The sequence below is a fragment of the Taishania pollutisoli genome (assembly GCF_014518315.1).
Classification (GTDB): domain Bacteria; phylum Bacteroidota; class Bacteroidia; order Flavobacteriales_D; family Crocinitomicaceae; genus Taishania; species Taishania pollutisoli.
Map to the genome: position 1 here is coordinate 1 of NZ_JACVEL010000011.1, position 24,588 is coordinate 24,588.

A 24,588-nucleotide genomic window follows, 5' to 3' on the forward strand; every position below is an offset into this window, starting at 1 on the left:
CAGCTGGAATGGAGTGATTACTATCCGTATGGATCGTACCTACCAGGCAGACATGTGGAGAATGGTGAAGGGTATAGATATGGGTTTAATGGTTACGAAAGAGATAATGAAATCAAAGGTAGAGGGAATTCTTATACTACTGAGTTTAGACAGTATGACCCGCGTGTAGGAAGATGGCTAACATTTGATCCTGTTTTTAAGACACATGAGTCTCCTTATGCATCGAATGGAAATAATCCTATTTGGTTCATGGATCCAAATGGGGCTGATTCTGTCGAAGTTGGAGGAGCATGGTTTTGGGAAGTCAAACAAGGAGATACATATTGGAGTATTGGTAAAAGGACGGGAGTTGGTCACGAAGAACTACAGATGCTTAATTCCCAGGAGGCAACAAATTTACAAATTGGTTCTTTACTCCAATTACAAGTTCCTAAAGCCAATATAACTATTGATCAATTGCCTAAAGGCGAGAATATTACCGAATATTCACCTTTATTACCTGTATTTATGTTTCACTTAAGTGGAGGAGCCCGAACTGTAATGACTGGTATTAATGCTTTGATATCAAACGTGTCAGGTAACTATTTAAACACTGACCCAACAACACTGATGTATATGTCTGAATCTGAAAAGCAGATGTTTATGAAAAAAGGAGGGTGGGCTACTTTTAGTATCCTAATGATGGAATTAGTTACTGGAACAGGAGCTCAAAAAAGAAGATTTGATGAAAGTAATTCATTTACACAATATTTGATGAATGGTAATCAATTCAAAAGAGCTTATGCCCAATTTAAGAAAGATTATGAAGCTGGAACTCCACAAGAATCCTATTACGTTGGGTATAGTCCTGATATGAAAGGGGGAGGGTTAACAGCAATGATGAATGCAAATGGGGTTGAGCATATACTAGGAGGAATTACTCTATATTTTCATGTCAGAGGGGGAGTCGTTGATGTTACAGTTTATAATAAATTTAATATAGGGTCTGCAGATTTATTTATGAGAGCATTAAATATGATTAAAGGGCCTATTCCTAATTATGGGGCTTGGGCTGATCATCAAAGAGCATCTAATGGAATAACACCAATGGGTAGGACTGAGCAAATTTTTTATTGGACACAACCGTTTAAATAGAAAGAAAATGTGGAGAATTCTTGTATTATTATTGTTGATGAGTTGCTCAAACTCAAAATCATCTGACTTAATCTTGCATAAAGGTGTGTATATATCCAAATCGATCAATGAAAGTATTGTAATATTATCGGATACTTTAGCAATTCATTTGTATACCTATGATTCAATTCATTATAATGATACACTTCATATTAAATATTTTCCAGATAGTGGATTAGGAACTACTTCAATTACCATCTTTTCAGTATCAGATAAAAGTAAATTATCAAACCTAAATTATGGATTATTAACACCGTCATTAGATAAGCAATTGTTTTATACTTATTTAAATGGAGTTCCTTGTATAATGATTGATCCAGAAACGCATGAACCTTTATTTTTACATAAATAAAAATAGTATTAAAATAACTAATAATGAGAGAAAAAATTGAACTATAAATTTTATTTACTATCACACAAAACATGAGAAACACAACATACATCACAGCACTCCTAATCACAACAACATTCTCCTCCTTCTCCCAAAAAGAAACAACGAAAAAGTATTCAAAGCAGAGCGAGCCAACTGTTATTGAAGCACCAAAAGAAGAAGGATACCAAATGGGGGATCACGATCCTGTCCCACCTTCACCTCCAGTAGAATCAACTTCAAAACAGGAAGATACGTATATGATTGTTGATGAATCACCTTCGTTTGTGGGAGGAATGGTGCAAATGAACCAGTATTTTGCGAAAAACATGAAGTATCCGGAACGTGCAATCAAAGAAGAAATTCAAGGGAAGGTGTACATCAAATTTGTGGTCGAAGAAGACGGGACACCTACACAAGTAAAATTGATGAAGGGAATAACGGATTGCCCGGAATGCGATGTGGAAGCCGTGCGATTGATCAAACAAATGCCGAAATGGGAGCCGGGGAAGATAAATGGAAAAGCCGTTAAATGTTATTATACGATTCCCGTCACATTTAAACTGATGTAAATCAAATCGATGTAAATTTATCGCCTGCCATGAAACTACTCCTACCGACATTTCTGCTTTCAACAATGCAGTTGTCTGCACAGTTAAGCGGGTGTACGGATCCGTTAGCGACGAATTACAATTCTACAGCATTGGTGAATAATGGTAGTTGCACCTATACGAATGTAACACTTGTCCCCGATCCCGGAATCGTGTTGCCGGCAGTCATGAGTGAAACCTCCGGATTAGTGTTGTTCAATGATCAACTCCTGACACACAACGATGATTCCGATACGAACCTGTATTTAATTGATTATTCCGATCCGGTTGATTTTGTGACCTTGCCAATTACCGGTGCCAGTAACATTGATTGGGAAGACGTTGCAGAAGATGAACAGTACATTTACATTGGGGATTTTGGTAACAATGTCAGTGGAAACCGGACCAACCTACGGATTTTTCGCATCCTGAAATCTGAATTGATGAACAATCCTGTCGCTGATACCATTTCATTCAGCTATGAAGCGCAAACCGATTTTACACCTCAGTCATCCAACAGCACCGATTTTGATTGCGAAGCATTCATCGTTACCGCCGGAAAAATACACCTGTTCACCAAAGAATGGGGGACTAAGAAAACATCAGTATACGAACTGGAAAAAACGCCCGGAACGCACGTCGCACTTTATAAAGGGACCTTGAATGTGCAGGGATTGATTACAGGGGCAACACACCTGGAAGAGGAACAGTTGGTCGTTTTGTCCGGCTATTCAGTTATCCTGCAACCGTTTGTGTACCTGTTGTACGACTTTGAAAACGACGATTTTTTCAGTGGAAACAAACGAAAAATCATGCTCAATTTACCCTATCACCAGGTAGAAGGAATCACTTCGGAAGATGGATTGATGTATTACCTTTCCAACGAGGCATTTCCAACGGGAAATATTCAGGTGGATCCGAAAATTATGAAACTGGATTTGTCTTCCTACCTGTCCAATTACCTGGAAGGGAACCCACTGGCGATAAAAGAACCGGTTGCGAATACCTTTGTGCAGGTATTTCCAAATCCGGCAAAAGAAGCAATGGTGATTCAATTGAGCGAGGAACAGATAGGAATCATCACATCTGTTGAATTGATTGACGGGACAGGAAGAACTGTTTTACAACAAGAAATCAATGAACAGCAGACAATTATTTCCCTCAACGATGCTGGAACTGAAAATGAGGTAGTAATTGTTGTGTTCCGAAATGAACAATACGAAGTTGTTTCCACCACAAAATTAAGGTTGAAATAAGTTCATGCATACAAAATCTGAGAAATGGTATGAGATCAACGTTTTTTCTTCTTTATTCCTTTTTAATCGGTGCATCCGTGGTAAAAAGGATCATCCAACTTCTGAACATAACCTGGACCAATTAGGAACAAATTTATAAATCCGCTCTGATGGTTTTTAGGAACCATGGTGAAAACGATTCTTTACTTTTTAGAACAACATCACAAGTAATTTTTACCTCTTGATCCAGTGATTTTTGACTGGATTATTTACCAATAAATATTTTGCGGCAAAACCGTTTTTGCACTCGGAAAAAATAGCTACTTTTGCGCTTTCTTTTTCAGATACAATTCATGAGCGCAACAGTAAAGATCAAATCAGCATTGATTTCAGTTTTTGATAAATCCGGTTTAGAACCGATTGTCAAGCAATTACACAAAGACGGAGTGGTAATTTACTCCACGGGAGGAACACAGGAATTTGTAGAAAGTTTTGGTATTCCGGTAGAGCGGGTAGAAGACCTGACTTCTTATCCTTCTATTTTGGGGGGACGTGTGAAAACACTACATCCGAAAGTTTTTGGTGGAATTCTGAACCGTCGTTCATTGGCGGATGATCAAACACAGATTGCAGAGTATGAAATTCCTGAAATTGACCTGGTGATCGTGGATTTGTACCCGTTTGAGCAGACAGTTGCCTCAGGGGCGTCACACGAAGCGATCATTGAAAAAATTGACATCGGTGGTATCTCATTGATCCGTGCCGCTGCAAAAAATTACCAGGATGTAGTCATTATTCCTTCACAAGCACAATACGCTTCATTTCTGGAAATCATTACAGCATCGGGAAGTACTACAACGGTGAAAGAACGTAAGTCATTCGCTCGAGATGCATTCAACGTTTCTTCGAATTACGATACACACATTTTCAATTACTTCAACAACGGAGAATTGGATGTGTTCAAACAAAGCATTCAAACCTCACAAGTGTTGCGTTACGGAGAAAACCCGCATCAAAAAGGGGTGTTCTACGGAGACATGGATGCAATCTTTGACAAACTGCACGGAAAAGAATTGTCGTACAATAACTTACTGGATGTTGATGCAGCTGTCGCATTGATGGCAGAATTTAAAAACGATGATCCGACATTTGCGATCTTGAAGCACAACAACGCATGTGGTGTTGCTACACGTCCGACAATCAAAGAAGCATACGAAGCAGCATTGGCAGGAGATCCGGTGAGTGCGTTCGGCGGGATTCTGATTTCCAATAAAGTAATTGATCTTCCGACTGCTGAATTGGTCAATGAATTGTTCTGTGAAGTGATCATTGCGCCGGGATACGACGTGGAAGCATTGACGTTGTTGCAAAGCAAGAAAAACAGAATTATCCTGGTTCAGAAAGAGATTGAACTTCCGAAAAAACAATTCCGTACGATTCTTAACGGAGTACTGGAGCAAGACAAAGACCTGTTGACGGAAACAGCAGACGGGTTGGAACCGAAAACAACAGCTCAACCGACAACGGAAGAAATCACGGATCTATTGTTTGCCAACAAATTGGTTAAACATACGAAATCCAACACGATTGTGCTGGCAAAAAACAAAACATTACTGGCGAGCGGAACCGGGCAGACATCACGTGTTGATGCGCTTCAACAAGCCATTCACAAAGCGAAGACATTTAACTTTGATCTGACAGGTGCAGTGATGGCTTCTGATGCATTCTTCCCGTTTCCGGACTGTGTGGAAATTGCACACAATGCAGGGATTACGGCAGTGATCCAGCCGGGAGGATCGATCAAAGATGAGTTGTCAATCGATTACTGTAATGCAAACGGTTTGGCAATGGTTTTCACAGGAAACCGGCACTTTAAACATTAAAAAGTAGGTTTTTATCGAAAAAATGTAACTTTTTGTTCAATTTTTCGAAGAAACTGAGTAACATTATACCTTAAAAACAAAAGGGCGCCAAAAAAATGGGATTATTTAGCTTCTTAACGCAGGAAATTGCAATTGACCTCGGTACAGCCAATACACTGATCATTATGAATGACAAAGTGGTAGTGGATGAACCTTCGATCGTTGCCAAAGATATACAAACAGGAAAAATCGTTGCGATTGGTAAAAAAGCGCAACAGATGCACGGAAAAACACACAAACTCATTGAAACGGTACGCCCGTTACAGGATGGTGTAATTGCTGATTTCCAAAGTGCTGAGCAGATGATTCGCGGGATGATCAAAATGATTAACCCGGGAAAAAGTTTGTTTAATCCTTCCTTGAGAATGGTGATTTGTATCCCTTCGGGAATTACGGAAGTGGAAAAAAGAGCCGTTCGTGACTCCGCAGAACACGCCGGAGCAAAAGAAGTATACCTGATTCACGAACCGATGGCAGCCGCAATTGGTATTGGTATCGACGTGGAAGAACCAATGGGGAACATGATCATTGACATCGGTGGTGGTACTTCTGAAATTGCCGTGATTGCATTGGGAGGGATTGTGTGTGATAAATCAATTCGCGTAGCCGGAGACGACTTCACAGCAGACATTGAAGAATACATGCGCCGTCAACACAACATATTGGTGGGTGAACGTACGGCAGAACAAATTAAAATTGAAGTAGGGGCTGCATTGCCGGAATTAGACAATCCACCGGCAGACTTTGCTGTTCGCGGACGTGACCTGATGACGGGAATTCCGAAGGAAATCATTGTTACTTATTCTGAGATTGCTCACGCATTGGATAAAACAATTTCCAAGGTTGAAGAAGCGATTCTGAGTGCATTGGAAATGACACCGCCGGAACTTTCCGCTGATATCTACAAAACGGGAATTTACCTGGCAGGAGGAGGTTCCATGCTGCGAGGTTTGGACAAACGTATTTCAGCGCGGACAAAACTTCCTGTACACATTGCAGAAGACCCGTTGAGAGCAGTAGCAAGAGGTACGGCAATCGCATTGAAAAACATTGATCGTTACCAATTCCTGATCAGAGACTAATTTTTCCGGAAGTATGAAACAATTAATTCTCCCGGCACTCGTTGTTTTGCTGGCCGCTTGTTCTTCTGACAAGGATGAGCAGTTCTGTGACTGCCTCTCTGTGAGTGAAGAACTCAACGAGGAGGCCGCTAAATACGGTTCCATTGCCCTGGATAAGATTACAGATGAAGATGTTGCTAATTTGAAGCAGTTAACTGCTAAAAAAGACAGCATTTGCGCCCCGTATGAATTGCTCGGTGGTGAAGAATTGAAAAAAAAGAGAGAAGCCTGTAAATAAATTTTACAAAACGACACAACCTTCGATTTAGACATGCGTCTATAGAATAGGTTTTATATTCTTGCAGAGATTACCTGAGAAAGGATTGAAAGTGTAACAGCGGAAAATCGGTTCTCAGGTTTTTTTATGCACCATTTTTGAATTATCAATGGTTTAGTGATTAATTATCAAATGGTGTGATCGAATAATCGTGCATCTTTTGATGATTCAGTAATTTATAATTACTAATTCAATATTCAGAATTCAATACTTACTTAATAATCACACCCTTCGTTCCCAGCTGTGGGATTTCAATCATATTGTCTTCCGAAATAGAACCCGGAACGAACACAAATTTTTTGTCGTACATCACATCTTCTACCCAAAAACTGACCCAGTATTCATTGGCGATGTGAAACACTTCTTCCATGATCGGCTCAATCTTAGCCGCTTCATTTGGCAGCATCACTTCAAGGCAGTGACGCAGTGTCGATGTTTTTATTTTTTCTCCTGTATCCGGGTGTTCACCATATCCTTTGCTGGTGATAATAATCCCTTCCATGATGTCGTCACGTAAATTCAGCAGGTAGACATTGTAAATTGCTTCCTTGTCCTCTCCATCCTCTTTTGCTACTACAATTGCAACGTTTTCTACCTTTGGGCCTAATAAATCTTCTCTCATTTCTTTTCCGCTTCCTTTCTGATTTGTTCGGCAAAATTAATATACTTCAGGAAATCGGATGAATGTCCCACTTTTTTTAATTGCTCGTCAGACTCATCTTTCCCATCCAGTTGGATGCTTTTTGTCCGTTTTTCACCCAGTCGCACAATCACCAGGTCTTCTTCCGGAATGGAAATAATGTATTGTCCCAGGATACCGCGGCAGTAATAAACAGGAGAAGAATAACCCTGGTAGGTCCAGATGTGCAGACCGTATTGATAATTTTTAATCGATTCTTCCGTCGTCATGTAGTCAGGAATGCTCACCATTTCTTCAAAGTACCAGGCAGGAATCAACTGTTCATTACCCCACTTTCCTTTATGGGCAATCAACTTCCCTAATTTTCCGAAATCACGGGCAGTTGCATACAAACAGCAAAATGCTTTTTCATCTCCGTTTTCTTTATCCAGGCTCCAGTAAGCATCCGACTCCATTCCCATTTTCGACCACAATTTGAGCGAGCAGTACTCCGATACATTGTATCCCGTAGCCTTTTTGATGATAAAGCCGAGTAACTGACTGTTTCCGCTTTGGTAGATAAATGTTTTTCCCGGTTCACTGATCCGTTTTTGATGAGTAACCAATCCATACAGATCCGTTCCATAATACGATTCGGCATTGTCTGACAACGGATTTTTACCGCTTTCCGTCCAATCGAGCCCCGAAGCCATCAGTAACAAATCCCGGATGGTAATTACCGAAAGATCCGTCTGCTTAAATTCCGGGATGTAATTTCCGACAGACTCATCCAGGCTTTTAATTTTTCCTTCTTCTACCGCAATCCCGATGAGCAGTGCAACGACTGTTTTCGCCGCTGAAAATGAATTGGACACCGTTGTTGCGTTATGGTGTCCCCAATATTGTTCATACAGGATGGAATCCCCCTGAAAAATCAGGAACGCCGTGGTTTTTAAATTTTTATTGTAAGCTGCAAACCCGTCGACGGAAGTACGGGATAAAAAGTGTGCAGAACGTTCCCATTTAATAGGGGTATTTCCTTTTGCAACCGTTCTTTTCGGGAACTTGTCCAGATCATAAATGGTAGGACCCGATTCCCCGGAAAGATACGTAAGCATAATCCCTCGGTACAGGTATGTTCTCCCCGAGAGCAGAATAAATGCATTGGCAATAATGAATAAAGCCAGTATCGTATACAGGAGGCCGCGAAAGAGTTTTCCGATTTTCGAAACAACGCCGTTTTTTTTCGTATTCATGGGAAGTTCATTAATGCATTTGAGAGGTAAATTACTGTTTTTTGATGAATTATTCAATACATCATGGGAAATATATTTTAAAGGAAGCTACAAAAATTAACGAATGAGTCAGAATCCTTGGAGCGTAGGATGTGGTAGTCTTCTTTTCAACCACACAGGAATACCGGAAACGGAATGTTGATTGATAAACACAACAATCACATTTTTAAACAAAAGATAGTCATCAATCCAGCTAACGCAGTTGGCTGCTATGTGTCCCTATGTCTACTTTACACATAATTCTATGCCCCTATGTTGCCTATGTGGTTAATCCTTTATTGAACCATATAGGAACATAGAAAAAGATACTAATTGATAGATACAACCATCACATTTTAAATAAAATAAAGTAATTCCCAGGCTAACGCAGTTGGCTGCTATGTGTCCCTATGTTTACTTTACATATAACTCTATGTTCTTATGTTGCCTATGTGGTTAATCCTTTTTGAACAATATTGGAAAGAATCTGAACTTCAGAAATAAATGTATCTTTGCTCAGATTGATGCGATGAGAAAAAACACAACCATATTCTTCTATTTTCTGAGTATCTACGTGATTGCGCAGTTCGTTTGGTGGGGCTTTCACATCCTGGATCTTACGGAAGAACTGGTAGGAGACACCCCAAGAGGAAACCGGAGAATGATTATGATCATCGGGGAAGGTATCGTATTCCTGGCGATTCTGATTTTCGGGATTATCCGCATCCGTAAAAGCATCAAACGGGAACTGGAATTTTCACGCAACCAAAACAATTTCCTGTTGTCGGTAACCCATGAATTGAAGACACCTATTGCCAGTACAAAACTGTACCTGCAGACACTCCAGCGAAGAAACATTGATGAAGACAAACGACAAGATATCCTGACCAAAACACTGCAGCAAAATGAGCAACTGGAGCGCCTGATCGACAATATTCTTAACGCAACACGACTGGAAAACAAGAAACTCATTTTACACAAAGAGGAAACCAATGTTTCAGCCTTCCTGAATAGCATTTACGACCGGTATTCCCGGCAATATCCCGGAATTGTATTTCGCAACGAGATTCAACCCGATCTGATGGAGCAAATCGACCCGTTTATTTTTGAGACAATCGTCAATAACCTGCTTGAGAATGCGATTAAATATGCAGGAAACGAAGGGAAAATCACAGTCGTGCTCAGTAAAACCGATCGGATGACCGTACAGGTAAAAGACAACGGACCCGGGATTCCGCTGGCAGATCAGAAAGAAGTATTCAAAAAATTTTACCGTGTAGGAAATGAAGAAACCCGCACGCAAAAAGGTTCCGGGTTGGGATTGTTCATTGCCCGTGAATTAACTCGTCTGCACAAGGGGCAAATCAGATATTACGATAATCAGCCGAAAGGAGCTGTTTTTGAATTCGTTTTGAATGGCTGAGAAGTGTCGGAAAGAAACCGGATCAGGGAAAAAATAATCCTGCAGATCGTTAACAATTCATTCCATACAAACTAAATTCCTATTAAATTTGCACCATGAAAAGTCACTTCGGATTAATTATTTTGGACGGCTGGGGAATCGGTGATCACTCTCAGTCTGACGCCGTTTTCAATGCGAAAACACCCTATATGGACTACCTGACAAAGATGTATCCGAATGCAACGCTGCTGACAAGTGGTGAAAATGTGGGGTTACCTGACGGACAGATGGGAAATTCCGAAGTGGGACATTTGAACATTGGCGCGGGAAGAATTGTGTACCAGGAATTGACACGAATTAACAAATCCATTCGCGAAGGAGAATTGTTTCAAAATCAAACCTTGCTGGATGCATTCAATTATGCAAAACAGCACAATAAAAAAGTACATTTCATCGGTCTGGTATCAAAAGGAGGTGTACACAGTTCACAGGAACACCTGTACGCCTTGTGTGCGATGGCATCTTCCAATGGGTTGAAGGATGTATTCATCCACGCGTTTACAGATGGTCGTGACTGTGATCCGAAAAGCGGACTTCAGTTCGTGATGGAACTGGAAAATAACCTGAAAGATACCGTCGGGCAGGTTGCTTCTGTCATCGGGCGCTATTATGCGATGGACAGAGACAAACGTTGGGAACGTGTCAAAAAAGCATACGATTTACTGGTAAAAGGAGCAGGGACACCGTATGCGCATGTACAGGATGCGATTGCTCAATCCTATGAAAATGGTGTAACGGATGAATTTATCGAACCATCTGTCATGGTTACCAAAGAAGGAAAACCGGTAGCAGTGATCGAAGATGGAGATGTTGTCATCAATTTTAATTTTCGTACAGACCGGCCACGCGAAATATCAATGGTGCTGACCCAGCAGGATTTTCCGGAGCTGGATATGCATCAACTGAAGTTGTACTATGTTACAATGACCAATTACGACGCAACATTTAAAGATGTACACGTCGTATTCGAAAAAGACAACCTGAAAAATACATTGGGCGAGGTACTTTCAAAAATGGACAAGACACAGGTGCGCATCGCCGAAACGGAAAAATACCCGCACGTAACTTTCTTCTTTAACGGTGGAAGAGAAGAGGTGTTTCCCCTGGAAAGCAGAATTCTTGTCAACTCTCCGAAAGTAGCAACCTACGATTTACAGCCGGAGATGAGTGCGATTGAAGTAAAAAATAAAATTTGCAATGCGATTGAACACGATCAGCCGAATTTTATTTGTTTGAATTTTGCGAACCCTGACATGGTCGGACACACCGGAGTATACAGTGCCATTGTTAAAGCAGTGGAAACTGTTGATGCCTGTCTGAAAGAAGTGGTTGAAACAGGATTGAAATACGGGTATGAATTTCTGATCATTGCCGATCATGGAAATGCGGACTATGCACTCAACCCGGACGGATCTCCGAATACGGCACATTCACTGAACCCTGTTCCCGTTGTTTTGGTAACGACTGATGAAGAAGTTGAAATCCGTAATGGAATCCTGGCAGATGTCGCACCTACAATTCTACGGCGAATGAACATTGCTGCCCCGATTGAAATGACCGGTGAGTCGTTGGTGTGATTGGAGTTTTGAAGGATAAATTCCCTTTTCATCGCCGATTCAGCCATCCCCTCTTCCTGAAATAAAAGAGCAAAGCGATTGTAATGGCGATCATCACGCCCCAGGTAATAAAATAACCGTATTTCATCCGCAACTCCGGCATATTGTCGAAATTCATTCCGTAGATTCCGGCCAGAAATGTCAAGGGAATGAAGATGGTACTTACAATCGTAAGGACTTTCATGATTTCATTCATCCGTTGCCCCTGTACGGCATAGTATAAGTTCGTCAAACCTTCCAACGCGTTTTTATTGGACTCAATTTCTTCAATGATACTGATGCAATTCTGTTTCAGATCGGTAAAATAATGCTTGGTACTGCGTTTAAAAAGGGGACTTTCAGAATTTTCCAGGGCAATGGTAATTTCTTTTAACGGCATCACAATTCTTCGCAATTCCATTAGCTTTCGTTTTTGAAACTCGATGCTGGTCAACATCTTGGGATCGGTTGTTTTAGTGATTTTTGCATCGAGTTCTTCAATCGTAGAAGAATTGGCATCCATTACTTCAAAATAGTTATCGATCACAGCATCCAGTAACCTGTAGAGCAGGAAATCCGCTCCTTTGTCCCGGATAATCCCTTTTTTATTCTCCAGCCGGTCGCGTACGGAACTGAAGTAATCAGAAGGTTTGGATTGAAAAGAAATCAGGAAATTTTTTCCCAGGATAAAACTCAATTGTTCCTGATGAATGCGCAGGATACTTCCCCCTGAAGAAGGCATGGCAGTGCGAACGCTGAAAAACAAATAATGCTCATAGTCTTCAAATTGCGGACGGTTGTCCTTTTCACGAATGTTATGAAATACCAATGCATCGTAATTTTCCTTTTTACAAAAGGTTTCAACAGAAGCCAGATCGTCGAGAACATAAAAATTGACCCAGGTTGTCTGATCCTGTGGAAGATTTTGAAATGAAAACTCATTAATGAATGTTTCGGTGTTGAACTTTTCTTTTGTCAGTTCGGTGCCGTTGTATTGATATATTTGTCCGTGCGATGGAATCATACTGTCTCTCACTAAATAACAGTAAAGTTATTGATTTTTTGATAATTTTATCGTGCGAATGAGAATTGCCGAAAAATACCCGAAGGTCATACTGACAGGACTTATCCTGTTTTTTACCTTCTTTTTCTATGGTACCGTCCTGTGGTCTCCTGATTCTTACCTCTTCAGTGTGAGTGGAGACGGGATGAAAAATTACTTTACATACGCAGATCAGATAAAAGCATCTTCCTATACGGTGTCAACAGCGATGAATTATCCGTACGGGGAAAGTTTTTTATACCTGGATTGCCAGCCGGCATTAACCGTTGTATTAAAGTGGTTGCCCTTTTTACAAAATTATAGTGTCGGGATTGTGAATTTACTGTTGATCGCTTCCTTTGGGATAACAGCCTGGTTACTTTACCTGATTCTCGTGCGGTTTTCTGTTCGTCCGTTTCTTGCCGTTATCGCAGCATTTTCTATTGCCGTTCTTTCCCCGCAAATTTTTCGGATGACAGGTCACCTGGCACTTGGTTACAGCTTTTTTATCCCGCTTTCCTGGTACATCTACCTTCGTTTTTGTGACAGTGAGAAAAAATGGAAATGGTCACTTGGGATGTGTTGTAATACCTTGTTTTGGTTTTTTGTTCATGCATATCTCGGGATGATAATTGTGACATTCATTGCTACCATGTTTGCGGTGGATACAATAATTCGCTTTTTCAAAAAACAACTCAATTGGCAGTTTATTGGTCAGGCCTGTGTTCAGACACTTATACCTTTAGTGCTTTTTTGGGGATATGCTACTTTATCTGATACACATACAGGACGAACAAAAAATCCGTATGGTTACATGGAAAGTACATCCAACTTTGATTCTGTTTTTCTTCCCAATACTCAACCATTGAAACCATTGTTGGAGTCATTGATGAAAATAGAGCAGACATGGGAAGGATTGGCATACATCGGAGCAGGTTCAGTTGTCGGTATACTGCTATTGCTTGGTTTCTGGCTATATCGTCTTGTCAGATATCGCCGATTTTCCTTAACAGAAAACGGACATTCGAACGAACTTATAGTCGCTGTGCTTGCATCCGTTCTTATTTTGTTACTCGCTTTCGGATACCCGTTCGAATGGAAGCCAGACCTTCTGGATCGATTTTCCATTATCAAGAATTTCAGAGGTATCGGCCGGTTTGCATGGGTGTTTTATTTTGTGGCGACTACAGGAGTTATTGTTGTCGTATCAAAACGTTTTTCTAAACCGGGAAAACCATTCTTTTCACTCGTTATCACCACACTCATTGCCTGCTCATTTGTGTTGGAAGGAGTAACGTATCACAAAATGATCGCGGAGCAAGTCGATAAAACACCGAATTATTTTGATCGTGAACAATTAGACAATGATTGGAAAAAAATGCTGAGCACAGTCGATTTTTCAAACTACCAGGCCATTATTCCATTACCTTTTTATCACATCGGATCGGAGAATTTCGGGAAAGAGGGAACGGATAAAATCTACCGTATCTCCATGTTGTTGGGGTATCATTCAAACCTTCCGCTGGTATCGAACTATTCTACCCGTACAAGTATTTGGGAATCAAAGAATGTCATGCAGGTGATTTCTCCGGTCTTTTACAAGAAAGCAATTGAAAAAGACATCAAAGACACCCGTCCTTTTATCATTGTCTTTAGTAATGAAGAATTGCTGGAATGTGAGGGAGATGTATTATCCCGTGGAAAGGAAATCTACAAAAACAAGGATTTTACATTGTTGGAAATTTCAAAAAATGAATTGTTTTCCACCAATACAACCCGCTGGTTTGAAGCATTCAGTGAGAAAGAAGTACAGATGACAGCTAAAGGAGATTTCCTGCTCAGCACAATGGATACTTCAAGCTATCTTTATTTTACAAGTTATGACAGCATCCCGAATCCAATTGCATTTAGTGGAAAAGGGGCGCTTTCCACACGGAAAAAAGACTTCACACCTCTGAAAAAGTTCGGAGAGGGAGAACTTAAAAACAATACGGACTACATTGCTTCATTCTGGCTTTACAACAACGGACCAAATTACGGGCAGGATATTCCCAACGGACTGTTTGTTTACCAGGTAAACTACGAAGACGGGAGCCTGGAATGGGTAAAAGTAGAAAACATTTCTGCAGGATTGAATGTCAACGGTGACTGGTCATTGATTGAGCTCCGGTTTACGGTGACCGATGCCGCAAAGACCTCGGAGCTGTTCCTGAAGGGAGACGACAAATCAAAAATTACCTGGAACATAGACGATTTCTTTATTCGGGAAGCAACAGTTGATGTGTACCGTGTCTTATCTCAGCAGAACGGTCAACCGACGAAGCTGTTTATGAACAATCACCGGATCATTAAAAATTAATCCGGACCGGCATTTCCCGTATAAGCTCCTCTAAAATGTGTAACTTTGCGGCATGAAAATATTAATGGTTTGTCTGGGAAATATCTGCCGCTCTCCGATGGCAGACGGCCTGCTTCGGAAAAAAGTAAAGGTGGAAGGACTTGCAGTGGAGGTTGATTCAGCCGGAACATCGGATTATCACATCGGAGAAGCTCCCGATCACCGGATGAGGGCGACAGCACGTCAGTTAGGTTGTCCCATTGATGAATTGCGTGCACGCCAGTTTTCCGTGCAGGATTTTGATCAGTTTGACCTCATTTATGCAATGGATGTCAGTAATTACAACAATATTCTTGCATTGAGCAGAAATGAAAATGATACAGCAAAAGTACACCTGATACTGAACGAATTATACCCGGGAGAAAACCGGGCCGTTCCGGATCCGTATTTCGGAGGCGAACAAGGGTTTATTGACGTATTTAATATGTTGGATGAGGTAACGGATGTGGTGATAAATAAATTGAAAAATGGCAGGTAAAGTATATATGATTCCCACAACACTGGGAGGTGAGCAAATAAATGATGTAATTCCGGAAAGCGTACAGCGATTGATTGTCGGATTGCGCCACTTTATTGTCGAAGATATTAAAAGCGCGCGCAGGTACCTGCGTCGCATCGACCGGGATTTCCCGATTGACGATTCCACATTTTTTGAGTTGAATAAACGAACCGATGTGAAAGACCTGAGCCGATTCCTGAAACCGGCAACAGAAGGATTTTCAATTGGTGTTATTTCGGAAGCTGGTTGCCCCGGTGTAGCCGATCCGGGAGCGGAAATTGTCGCAATTGCCCACGAAAAAGGAATCCGTGTCGCTCCGTTGGTAGGGCCGTCTTCTATTTTACTCGCGTTGATGGGAAGCGGATTCTCCGGCCAGGAGTTTACCTTTCACGGGTACTTGCCGAAGGATAGAAAAGAACGGGTAAAACGATTGAAAGATTTTGAAGCCGATACACGCCGTTCAGGACACACACACCTATTTATGGATACACCCTTCAGAAACATGAACGTACTGGATGATTTGCTGAATGAACTGGCAGATACGACTCAATTGTGCATCGCTTCCAATATCACTTTGCCGGATGAATCAGTCTGGACAATGAGTGTTGAAAAGTGGAGGGAAAAAGCGTATGACCTCAGTAAAAAACCAGCAATGTTTTTAATCGGAAAGTAGAAACGGAACGGGTTTTCAATACCTGCGACAACATACAATGAGCAGTTCTCCTTTCAAAACAGAAATTCACCGGCAATTTGGTTTCGACTTCACGAAAGATCAATCCCGGTGTGTAGACCGGTTGGAATTGTTTTTGAAAGACAAAACACCGTATGCAACATTCCTGCTGAGCGGATATGCAGGAACGGGAAAAACGAGCTTGCTCGGGGCGTTCATCCGGACATTGGCTCATTACAAAATTCCGGCAACATTACTTGCACCGACAGGAAAGGCGGCCAAAGTATTGAGTTCCAAAAGCGGAAAAAGGGCATTTACCATTCACAAAATGATCTACCGCAGGAAAAGTAAAACCGACGATTTCAACACGTTGCAACTGGCACCGAATTTACAGAAAAATACTGTTTTCATTGTCGATGAAGCATCCATGATCGGGGATTATACCATGACAGATGGAAATGTCAATCAACGCAACCTGCTCGAAGATTTGCTGGAATATGTCTTCGGCGGCGTCAATTGTAAATTGATCCTGTTGGGAGATGTAGGACAGTTGCCCCCCGTTGGAGCCACCTTTTCTCCTGCACTGAACCAGGAGTACCTGGAAAATTATTTTCCCCGGTTAACTATTTATGCGGCAAAACTCAGCGAGGTACTGCGTCAGCAGGAAGATTCCGATATCCTGGTCAATGCGACGGGGTTGCGCAAGAAAAAAAATAAACTGCCCCGCTTGAAACTGCAAAAAGGCGGAGATGTGGAAATCGTAAACGGCAGCGAACTGCAGGATGTACTGGAATCTTCTTTTTCCAATTACGGCACAGAAGAAACCATTGTTATCACCCGTTCCAACAAACGTTGTAACGAATATAACAGGCAGATTCGCGCACGGGTGTTTTGGTACGAAGAACAACTGTGCAACGGAGATCTGTTGATGGTTGTGAAAAACAATTATCACTGGCTGAAAGATGAGCCGGAGATGGGATTTATTGCCAACGGAGAAACAATGATTGTAAAACGGGTGATGAAGTACGAACACGTCTACGGATTCGAATTTGCCCGTTTGTCAGTTCTTTTCCCGGATTATGAACAACTGGGTGAACAGGAAGTGCTGGTGCATGTGGAATCCCTGACAACAGAAGGTCCTTCGTTGTCACGTGAACGAATGAAAGCGCTGTTTTTTGAAGTGGAAAAAGATTATTCATACGAACTGAACAAAAAGAAACGGTACGAACTGATTCTGGCCAATCCCTATTTTAACGCATTGCAAATCAAATACGGATATGCTGTTACGTGCCACAAATCCCAGGGAGGACAGTGGGAACACATTTTCATTGATGTCGGTTACCTTCCCGAAGACCTCGATCCTGAAGAATACAATCGCTGGCTGTATACTGCTCTTACACGGGCCAAATCGAAAGTATACCTGATCAATTTTCCGGAGGAACAACTGGCAAAATAACGGGCTGCACAGCTGCTTAATTACGCGAATTAACAGTATTTTAAGTGTTCCGTTCCTCAAAAAAACGTAATTTTGTCCGGTAATCCATAAAAATCAACAACGTGAAAAAATTACTATTTCCCCTTTTAGCAGGTATCGTTTTGGTTTCCTGTTCACAACAACAACCGGAAGCAACAGAAGAAAAAATAGCGTTAGGAGAATCGTATGGTCCTGCGAAAGTAGACGTAGAGAAAGCAATTAGTGTACAAGAGTTTTTTACTGATTTTGAGAAAAAAGACGGGCCGGAAGAGTATACCATTGAAGGAAAAATCGTTGAGGTTTGCCAGAAAGCAGGATGCTGGGTAGGAATCGACGACGGAAATAACGATTATTTCATGGTGCGTTTCAAAGATCACTTTACAATTCCATTGGATACAAAGACCGATACGTACGCATACATGCACGGAGTGGCTACCTGGGATTCAATTCCTGTAGCACAATTGAAAGAGGATGCCGCTGCGGAAGGAAAAACAAAAGAAGAAATCGACCGGATCACACAGCCGAAATATACGTTTGCATACGTGGCTGACGGGATTGTCATGAAAAAATAACATTCAACGTGGGACAGAGAACCATACGGGTAACAATCATTCTGGGGGTTTTCTCCCTGTTGAGTATCATGATTACGCAGTTCGTCTGGGTGAAAAAATCCATTTCTGTCCAGGAACGTAACATCGCCATCCAGGAAAAGAAAGACAGCTTAAATCTCATTCAATTTTCCGAACAGGTGCACATCGCGTTGCGCAATACCCTGGAGCAGATTGCCACCGATATTTCAGATAGTTCGGACTTGTACGGTGCGGTCAAACAGATCAGTACCAATTACTATTCCGTAGACATCAATGAGGATCTACATCCGTATTACCTGGAAACACTGCTGAAACGGGAGTTTTATACGCAAAACCTCAAACGCAATTTTCAATACGGAATTTACGATTGTTTTACAGATTCCATTGTCTTCGGAAACCTCATAACCTTCTCAGAAGATTCTTTGTACAATCCGGCAGATGAACAAATGATCGGACGAACATCCGAAACCCTGAAATGGAAGAAAAATGACGGACATTACTTTACCGTCTATTTTCCTACCGTGGGAGCCGATTATTACAAGATTGAAAGTGAAGGGCTTTCGTCGTGGTGGTACCTGCTGTTCGTTGGAATTTTCCCGTTGCTGTTTTTTGCCTATTCCATCAATACCATTCTCAAACAAAAACGGTTGTCGGATATCAAAAATGATTTCATCAACAACATGACACACGAGCTGAAAACACCGATTTCCACGATCGGACTTTCGAGTGAAATGCTCATGAAAGGAACAGTCTCGGATAAAGACGATATTCAGCGGTATGCAGGTGTTATTTTTAAAGAAAATAAACGGTTGCAGAACCAGGTCGAACGGGTACTCAATATTGCCAAACTGGATAAAGAAAAAGTAGAACTGAAGCGTGAACAGGTCAACCTGCACGAATTGCTGGAAGAAGCAAAAGACATGTTTGAATTTAACCAGATGACGCACGGAGGGACAATCAGCCTACAGCTAAATGCGGAGAATGATCAAATCCAGGCGGATTCCGTCCACGTTGAAAACGTTGTCTACAATTTATTGGACAATGCAGTGAAGTACTGCAAAGACCAACCTTCCATTTCCCTGGTGACCTGGAACGATAAAAAGGGAATCTATCTGGAAGTGACCGACAACGGAATTGGAATCAAACGGGAAGATCTGAAAATGATCTTTGATAAGTTTTACCGCGTTTCAACAGGGAATGTACACGATGTAAAAGGATTCGGATTGGGACTTTACTACGTAAAGCTTGTCGTAGAAGCACATCATGGAACCATTGATGTGAAAAGTAACTTCGGAAAAGGAACCTGCTTTAAAATCTGGTTTCCGTTTAACCAGTGATTAGTTGGTTTTACAGTCTTCAGTCGCGCCAGCAGAGGAGGTGCAGCACACCATTTCCACGTGTGATTTTTGAGCCGTTCCTGCTGCTTCAATCACATTTATTTCAGGACTAATATACGGAATGCCCAGGTTCAGCCCGCGCAAAATGACCAGTAAACCTACAACGGTCATGATGTAGGGAACAGCTTTGGAGAATTGAAACCGCCGATGTCCCGATAATTTGGAGGTAAAAAAGACAACGGATAACATCACAGGGAGTGTTCCCAATCCAAAAAATGCCATTGCGAGTGCACCTGCGCCGGGAGATCCCTGAATCAATGCATTGGTCAGACCGATAAACACCATTCCGCATGGAAGCAGACCGTTTAAAGCACCCAAACCAATCAATTTAAACGGATTGTGTGAGCGAATTACACGCCCGATTCCCCGGCTTATTTGTTGGGTTAATTTTCCTTCCAGTTTTGATCGTCCCGAAGAAAAGAGTTTATGCCATGCGAGGAAAATCATCAGCAAGCCGGCAGCAATACTCAGCCACTGCAGCCATTGCAGGAGAGAAAAACTCAAACCAATGCTTCCGATCACAAACCCCAGTATGGAATAAGCTGCGATGCGACCGAAGTTGTATTGTAAGGCACCCGCAAGAATACTGAAATTAGATGACCGGTTGACAGGAACGGCCATCGCGATCGGACCACACATTCCAAGGCAATGAAATGCAGAACTAAGGCCGATGATGAATCCGATTAACATGACATGAATACCATTTAATAACACAACAAAAGTAGATGAACAATTCACCGTAAACTATGACGTAGGTCATGAATCCGGAAAAGTGATCCGATTGATCTAAAAAAACTGTTAAATGATGGTTTCTAACATAAATCTATGTAATTTTGCAACTTCGGTCATGATTCAATACAAAAAAGTAGCTTTTTATACATTGGGATGTAAACTGAATTTTTCAGAAACATCTACCATTTCCCGTCTGTTTGAAGATGCGGGATTTGCAAAGGTGAACTTTGAAGAAACACCGGATATTTATGTCATCAATACCTGTTCCGTTACCGAAAATGCAGATAAAAAATGCAAGCAGCTGGTCAAACGTGCTTTGAAAATTAACCCGGATGCTTTCGTTGCAATCATTGGGTGTTTCGCACAGTTGAAACCACAGGAAATCAGTGAAATTCCCGGAGTTGACCTGGTATTGGGAGCCAATGAGAAATTCAACCTGCTGGATTACATCGATGGAACACTGGCAAAGAAAGAAACGGCAGCAGTGGCTTTTGATAACATTAAACAGGCAAAAGAATTTGTTCCCGCATTTTCATTTGGTGACAGAACGCGTTCGTTCCTGAAAGTACAGGACGGATGTGATTACTTTTGTACATTTTGTACCATTCCGCTGGCGCGCGGAAAAAGCCGGAATGCAACGATTGCAAAAACAGTAAAAGAAGCTTATAAAATTGCTGAAACAGCTATTAAGGAAGTTGTACTGACAGGGGTCAATATCGGTGATTTCGGACAAGGAGGTGAAGAAAATTTCTTTGGATTGATCAAAGAACTGGATAAAATTCAGGGGATTGACCGGTACCGCATCTCATCGATCGAACCCAATCTGCTGACCAATGAAATCATTCATTTCAGTTTGGAGGAATCACAGCACTTTGTTCCCCATTTTCATATTCCGCTCCAATCAGGTTCCAATAAATTGCTACAGAAAATGCGCCGCAAATACCTGCGTGAACTGTATGCCGAACGCGTTGCTTACATCAAAGAGTTGCGCCCTGATTGCTGCATCGGAGTAGATGTCATTGTCGGATTTCCGGGAGAAACGGATGAAGATTTTATGGATACCGTGAATTTCCTGAAAGACCTGGATATCTCTTACCTGCACGTATTCACTTATTCCGAGCGGGCAAACACAACTGCTGTTAAATTGGGAGAGCCTGTTCCGATGAATGTCAGAAGAGAGCGTAGCAACCAGTTACACATCCTTTCCGATAAGAAAAAACGTAAATTCTACGAAGAAAACATAGGAACAGTGAGAACTGTTTTATTTGAACAGGAAGAAGACATGGGAGTCATGTTCGGATTTACGGAAAACTACGTAAAAGTAAAATTTCCATACGATGCGTCCATGACCAATACGTTTCAAACCATTCGTCTGACTGAAATCGACCGGGATGGAATTTTTAAGTGTGAACTCCTTTATGAAGTAGTGAATGAATAAATCCGTTCAGACCAGTTACTACTTCATTTTCCTTTTTGTATTTACTTATGTGATCATCCGGGCAGCCGTACTGGGAATTACTCACGATGAAGCGCTTACATACCAAATTATCAATGGCGATGAAGCTTATCGTGCGACCGCCAATAATCATTGGTTAAATACGCAATTGAGTACTGTTGTAACCTCGCTGTTCGGAGCGAAAGAATTCTTTTTAAGATTGCCGAACGTATTGTTCTTTGTTGTATTCTGGTGGTTTTTATACCGGATTGCAAAGCAATTTGTGAGTTCTTCCTACATGCAACTGACACTGCTCTTCTTCCTGTGCTGTAACCCCTTTTTGTTGGATTTCTTCTCCTTGTGCAGAGGATATGGAATTTCGGTCGCATGTAGTGTAGCATCGGTATACTACCTTTTGAAAATCGTCAACTTGCAGGAGCGCGCAACAGGTCGTGATTACTTGCTGACTTCCTTGTTCTCTGTTTTTGCGTTAAGTGCAAACCTGAATACACTCAACTATTTTCTGATTGCGCAAGGTGTATTGTTGGTGTTTTTTATCCGGTGGCAACTTCAAAACCGGCTGAAGTGGATCCTGATTCTGAGTGTTATCTGTGTCGCATCACTTTACATTTCGTTGGAACAACTCTTTTTCCTGAAAAATAAAAATGAATTGTATTTCGGAACAAATCGATTCATCTCGACAATTGATAATGTGCTGTATTCCGGATTTTATACATTGAATCCTTTTCGCGGAATAGAATTCATGAGGTATGCCTTGTTTTCAGTACTGTTGATTGCTTGTTTTGCAGCGATCAGAAACAGGAAATTATACAGCGTTGGAACGGTTTTGCTGATTGTTGTTTTTCTTATTGTTTCCGGACTGATATTGGAGCATTACCTCTTTGATGCGCTGTATCCTACCAACCGGACCTCTCTGTACATGTATCCGATTCTCGTCCTTGCAATTGTACTGAATCTGGATGCCATCAGAAGTAAAATAACGAACCTGTTGCTATTGACTTGTTCCGTTGCTTATGTGTTTATAAACCTTTCTGCGATCAATTTTTCTAAAACGGTTACCTGGGCAGAGGATCAACATGTGAAACAGGCGGTTCTCCGGGTAAAGAAAGACATACAAGACAGGGAGCAGCATACGCTGAGCGCATCATGGATTTATAAGCCGATCATTAACTATTACAGGAGAGAATACGGGATTCCGGTAACTCCCGTCGTTGCAGATGGTGTGACCAATGAATCGGAATACATAATTACACAACAATTTGTTCCTCTTGGAGAAGGAATCACGATAGATGGCACCCACATTCTACTTGATCACCGTCAGGAATGTGGATTGGCATTGAGAAAAAGAAAAAATAAATAAACAGAAACCGATTGCATCAACATCCAACCATCCCTTTGCGCCTTCGCATCTTTGCGAGCCATCAAGTAACATTCTCAAAACGTTCTCCTCACAATCTTTTCCCAACCAATACTTCTTACCGTTACACCCTCTACTTCTAATTTTGTACTCATCCCTTTGCGTCTTCGCGTCTTTGCGAGCCATCAAGTAACATTCCCAAAACGTTCTCCTCACAATCTTTTCCCAACCAATACTTCTTACCGGTATACCTTTTACTTCTATTTTGTACTCATCTCCATGCGCCTTTGCGAGCTAATTTCCCATGCACCTTAGTGAGAAATACAATAATACTCCCAAATTTTACACCCAAAATGCATCCTTCCCGATCTGATACCCCTTCAACTCAATAAACGTACGTATTTCATCCAGTTTTTCAGGATAGCGCGCAATCAACACAATCGAATCATTGATTGTGTCAGGAGACAAGACCGTTTGCCCAAACAGAGGAGTCGTATACTTTTCAAAATGTAAATCATATAGATTAAACGGACGACCAGTATCCATCAACAATTCCGCACACAACTTTCCCTTGATTCCCATCCCTACGATCCCGATCGAAGAAACGTCCGGATACGTTCGGATCAGCCAATGTATCTTCAGATGAAAAAAAGCACGTTGCTGATAATTCTCTGAATTTCGGGATGTACGTAACGGATGCTCACGCCACAAAAGTGTCACTTCATCCAACCCGGAAATTTGAAACCCGTGTTGCATCCATTTAAAACATAAATCGTAATCTTCTGGATAAGATAAATTTTCGAGTAACCCGTATTCTCTGAATTCCTCCGTTCTTCCCATCCAGTTCGGAGAAGCAACAATACATTCCCGGTAAATATGATCATAAAAATCAGTACGAACCACCCGTTCATTCAGCCAGTTCTCATATTTTTGATACCCTTCTGAAACAAATTCTGCTGAAAAATAACGGACTTTTCCGGTTACAATTGCTTTCTCAGGAAGTAAGTCAAGAGCAGCCACCATCCGCTGTAACCGGTATTCGGGCATGATATCATCTGCATCCATTCGCGTGAGATACATTCCCCTTACCTCGCTAAAAGCCAGTTGCAATGCAGGAATAATTCCCTGCCCGTGATTGCGAAAAAGACGAATCCTTGCGTCTGATAAAGCGATGTGCGCAACAAGCGAATGAGAATCATCTTCTGAATGATCATCTACAATGACTAATTCCCATTCTTCCAGCGTTTGTTTTTGAACACTCTCAATCGTTTCAGCAACCCATTCCGAAGCATTTTTCATCGGGAGAATAATCGAAACAACCGGATTCATATTGAA

General features: G+C 41.5%; 22 protein-coding genes. 17 read left to right on the forward strand and 5 right to left on the reverse strand.

Features of this window, described 5'->3' with window-relative positions; translation table 11 throughout:
• From H9Y05_RS13470 to H9Y05_RS13500, 7 genes are all read left to right on the forward strand, one after another.
• Positions 1-1,134: RHS repeat-associated core domain-containing protein (locus H9Y05_RS13470; RefSeq protein ID WP_216714582.1), on the forward strand; the 1,134-nt coding region annotated here is incomplete at its 5' end.
• A 7-nt stretch (positions 1,135-1,141) separates the two neighbouring features.
• Positions 1,142-1,525 carry a hypothetical protein gene (locus tag H9Y05_RS13475; protein WP_216714583.1) on the forward strand — a complete coding sequence of 128 codons (384 nt, stop codon included), beginning with the start codon at positions 1,142-1,144 and terminating at the stop codon, positions 1,523-1,525.
• A gap of 71 nt (positions 1,526-1,596) precedes the next feature.
• Complete coding sequence (locus H9Y05_RS13480) at positions 1,597-2,115, forward strand: energy transducer TonB (RefSeq protein WP_216714584.1); 519 nt, start codon at positions 1,597-1,599, stop codon at positions 2,113-2,115.
• A 29-nt stretch (positions 2,116-2,144) separates the two neighbouring features.
• Positions 2,145-3,389, forward strand: a complete 1,245-nt coding sequence (locus H9Y05_RS13485) for a T9SS type A sorting domain-containing protein (protein ID WP_216714585.1) — start codon at positions 2,145-2,147, stop codon at positions 3,387-3,389.
• A 332-nt stretch (positions 3,390-3,721) separates the two neighbouring features.
• Complete coding sequence (gene purH / locus H9Y05_RS13490) at positions 3,722-5,251, forward strand: bifunctional phosphoribosylaminoimidazolecarboxamide formyltransferase/IMP cyclohydrolase (RefSeq protein ID WP_163491624.1); 1,530 nt, start codon at positions 3,722-3,724, stop codon at positions 5,249-5,251.
• A 95-nt stretch (positions 5,252-5,346) separates the two neighbouring features.
• Positions 5,347-6,372: a rod shape-determining protein gene (locus H9Y05_RS13495; protein WP_163491623.1), complete on the forward strand. Its 1,026-nt coding sequence runs from the start codon at positions 5,347-5,349 to the stop codon at positions 6,370-6,372.
• A 13-nt stretch (positions 6,373-6,385) separates the two neighbouring features.
• Positions 6,386-6,649, forward strand: coding sequence for a hypothetical protein (locus H9Y05_RS13500; protein WP_163491622.1), 264 nt, complete (start codon positions 6,386-6,388; stop codon positions 6,647-6,649).
• A 250-nt stretch (positions 6,650-6,899) separates the two neighbouring features.
• Here the strand turns inward: H9Y05_RS13500 and H9Y05_RS13505 are convergent, their stop codons facing one another.
• Both H9Y05_RS13505 and H9Y05_RS13510 read right to left on the reverse strand, forming a co-directional pair.
• Positions 6,900-7,310, reverse strand: a complete 411-nt coding sequence (locus H9Y05_RS13505; protein WP_163491621.1) for a hypothetical protein — start codon at positions 7,308-7,310, stop codon at positions 6,900-6,902.
• Positions 7,307-8,563: a serine hydrolase domain-containing protein gene (locus H9Y05_RS13510; protein ID WP_216714586.1), complete on the reverse strand. Its 1,257-nt coding sequence runs from the start codon at positions 8,561-8,563 to the stop codon at positions 7,307-7,309. Before H9Y05_RS13510 ends, H9Y05_RS13505 begins: the two co-directional genes overlap by 4 nt.
• Before the next feature lie 484 nt (positions 8,564-9,047).
• Between H9Y05_RS13510 and H9Y05_RS13515 the strand changes: the two genes are divergently transcribed.
• Both H9Y05_RS13515 and gpmI read left to right on the forward strand, forming a co-directional pair.
• Complete coding sequence (locus H9Y05_RS13515) at positions 9,048-10,004, forward strand: sensor histidine kinase (protein ID WP_216714587.1); 957 nt, start codon at positions 9,048-9,050, stop codon at positions 10,002-10,004.
• Positions 10,005-10,099: 95 nt separating this feature from the next.
• A complete protein-coding gene (gene gpmI / locus H9Y05_RS13520) occupies positions 10,100-11,620 on the forward strand; it encodes a 2,3-bisphosphoglycerate-independent phosphoglycerate mutase (protein WP_216714588.1) in 1,521 nt (506 codons plus the stop codon).
• Between the two features lie 28 nt (positions 11,621-11,648).
• Here the strand turns inward: gpmI and corA are convergent, their stop codons facing one another.
• Positions 11,649-12,662, reverse strand: a complete 1,014-nt coding sequence (gene corA, locus H9Y05_RS13525) for a magnesium/cobalt transporter CorA (RefSeq protein WP_216714589.1) — start codon at positions 12,660-12,662, stop codon at positions 11,649-11,651.
• 58 nt (positions 12,663-12,720) lie between these two features.
• On the opposite strand from corA, the gene H9Y05_RS13530 reads away from it, so the two are divergent.
• From H9Y05_RS13530 to H9Y05_RS16420, 6 genes are all read left to right on the forward strand, one after another.
• The gene (locus H9Y05_RS13530) at positions 12,721-15,039 is read left to right on the forward strand and encodes a hypothetical protein (protein ID WP_216714590.1); all 2,319 of its coding nucleotides are present in this window, start codon (positions 12,721-12,723) and stop codon (positions 15,037-15,039) included.
• Positions 15,040-15,091: 52 nt separating this feature from the next.
• The gene (locus H9Y05_RS13535) at positions 15,092-15,556 is read left to right on the forward strand and encodes a low molecular weight protein-tyrosine-phosphatase (RefSeq protein WP_216714591.1); all 465 of its coding nucleotides are present in this window, start codon (positions 15,092-15,094) and stop codon (positions 15,554-15,556) included.
• Complete coding sequence (locus H9Y05_RS13540; protein ID WP_163491614.1) at positions 15,546-16,250, forward strand: SAM-dependent methyltransferase; 705 nt, start codon at positions 15,546-15,548, stop codon at positions 16,248-16,250. The genes H9Y05_RS13535 and H9Y05_RS13540 overlap by 11 nt, the downstream gene beginning before the upstream one ends.
• A gap of 37 nt (positions 16,251-16,287) precedes the next feature.
• Positions 16,288-17,703 carry an ATP-dependent DNA helicase gene (locus tag H9Y05_RS13545; protein ID WP_216714592.1) on the forward strand — a complete coding sequence of 472 codons (1,416 nt, stop codon included), beginning with the start codon at positions 16,288-16,290 and terminating at the stop codon, positions 17,701-17,703.
• A gap of 101 nt (positions 17,704-17,804) precedes the next feature.
• Entirely contained in the window at positions 17,805-18,293 is a 489-nt protein-coding gene (locus tag H9Y05_RS13550) for a DUF4920 domain-containing protein (RefSeq protein ID WP_163491612.1), read from the forward strand.
• Positions 18,294-18,301: 8 nt separating this feature from the next.
• Positions 18,302-19,648 (forward strand): sensor histidine kinase, encoded by a 1,347-nt coding sequence (locus H9Y05_RS16420; protein ID WP_163491611.1) that lies wholly within the window; start codon positions 18,302-18,304, stop codon positions 19,646-19,648.
• Here the strand turns inward: H9Y05_RS16420 and H9Y05_RS13560 are convergent, their stop codons facing one another.
• Complete coding sequence (locus tag H9Y05_RS13560) at positions 19,649-20,398, reverse strand: sulfite exporter TauE/SafE family protein (protein ID WP_216714593.1); 750 nt, start codon at positions 20,396-20,398, stop codon at positions 19,649-19,651.
• A gap of 157 nt (positions 20,399-20,555) precedes the next feature.
• On the opposite strand from H9Y05_RS13560, the gene mtaB reads away from it, so the two are divergent.
• Positions 20,556-21,878 carry a tRNA (N(6)-L-threonylcarbamoyladenosine(37)-C(2))-methylthiotransferase MtaB gene (gene mtaB, locus H9Y05_RS13565; protein WP_163491609.1) on the forward strand — a complete coding sequence of 441 codons (1,323 nt, stop codon included), beginning with the start codon at positions 20,556-20,558 and terminating at the stop codon, positions 21,876-21,878.
• The gene (locus tag H9Y05_RS13570; protein ID WP_216714594.1) at positions 21,871-23,256 is read left to right on the forward strand and encodes a hypothetical protein; all 1,386 of its coding nucleotides are present in this window, start codon (positions 21,871-21,873) and stop codon (positions 23,254-23,256) included. Before mtaB ends, H9Y05_RS13570 begins: the two co-directional genes overlap by 8 nt.
• A 339-nt stretch (positions 23,257-23,595) precedes the next feature.
• Here the strand turns inward: H9Y05_RS13570 and H9Y05_RS13575 are convergent, their stop codons facing one another.
• Positions 23,596-24,582, reverse strand: a complete 987-nt coding sequence (locus H9Y05_RS13575) for a glycosyltransferase family 2 protein (protein WP_216714595.1) — start codon at positions 24,580-24,582, stop codon at positions 23,596-23,598.
• Between the last annotated feature and the right edge of the window lie 6 nt (positions 24,583-24,588).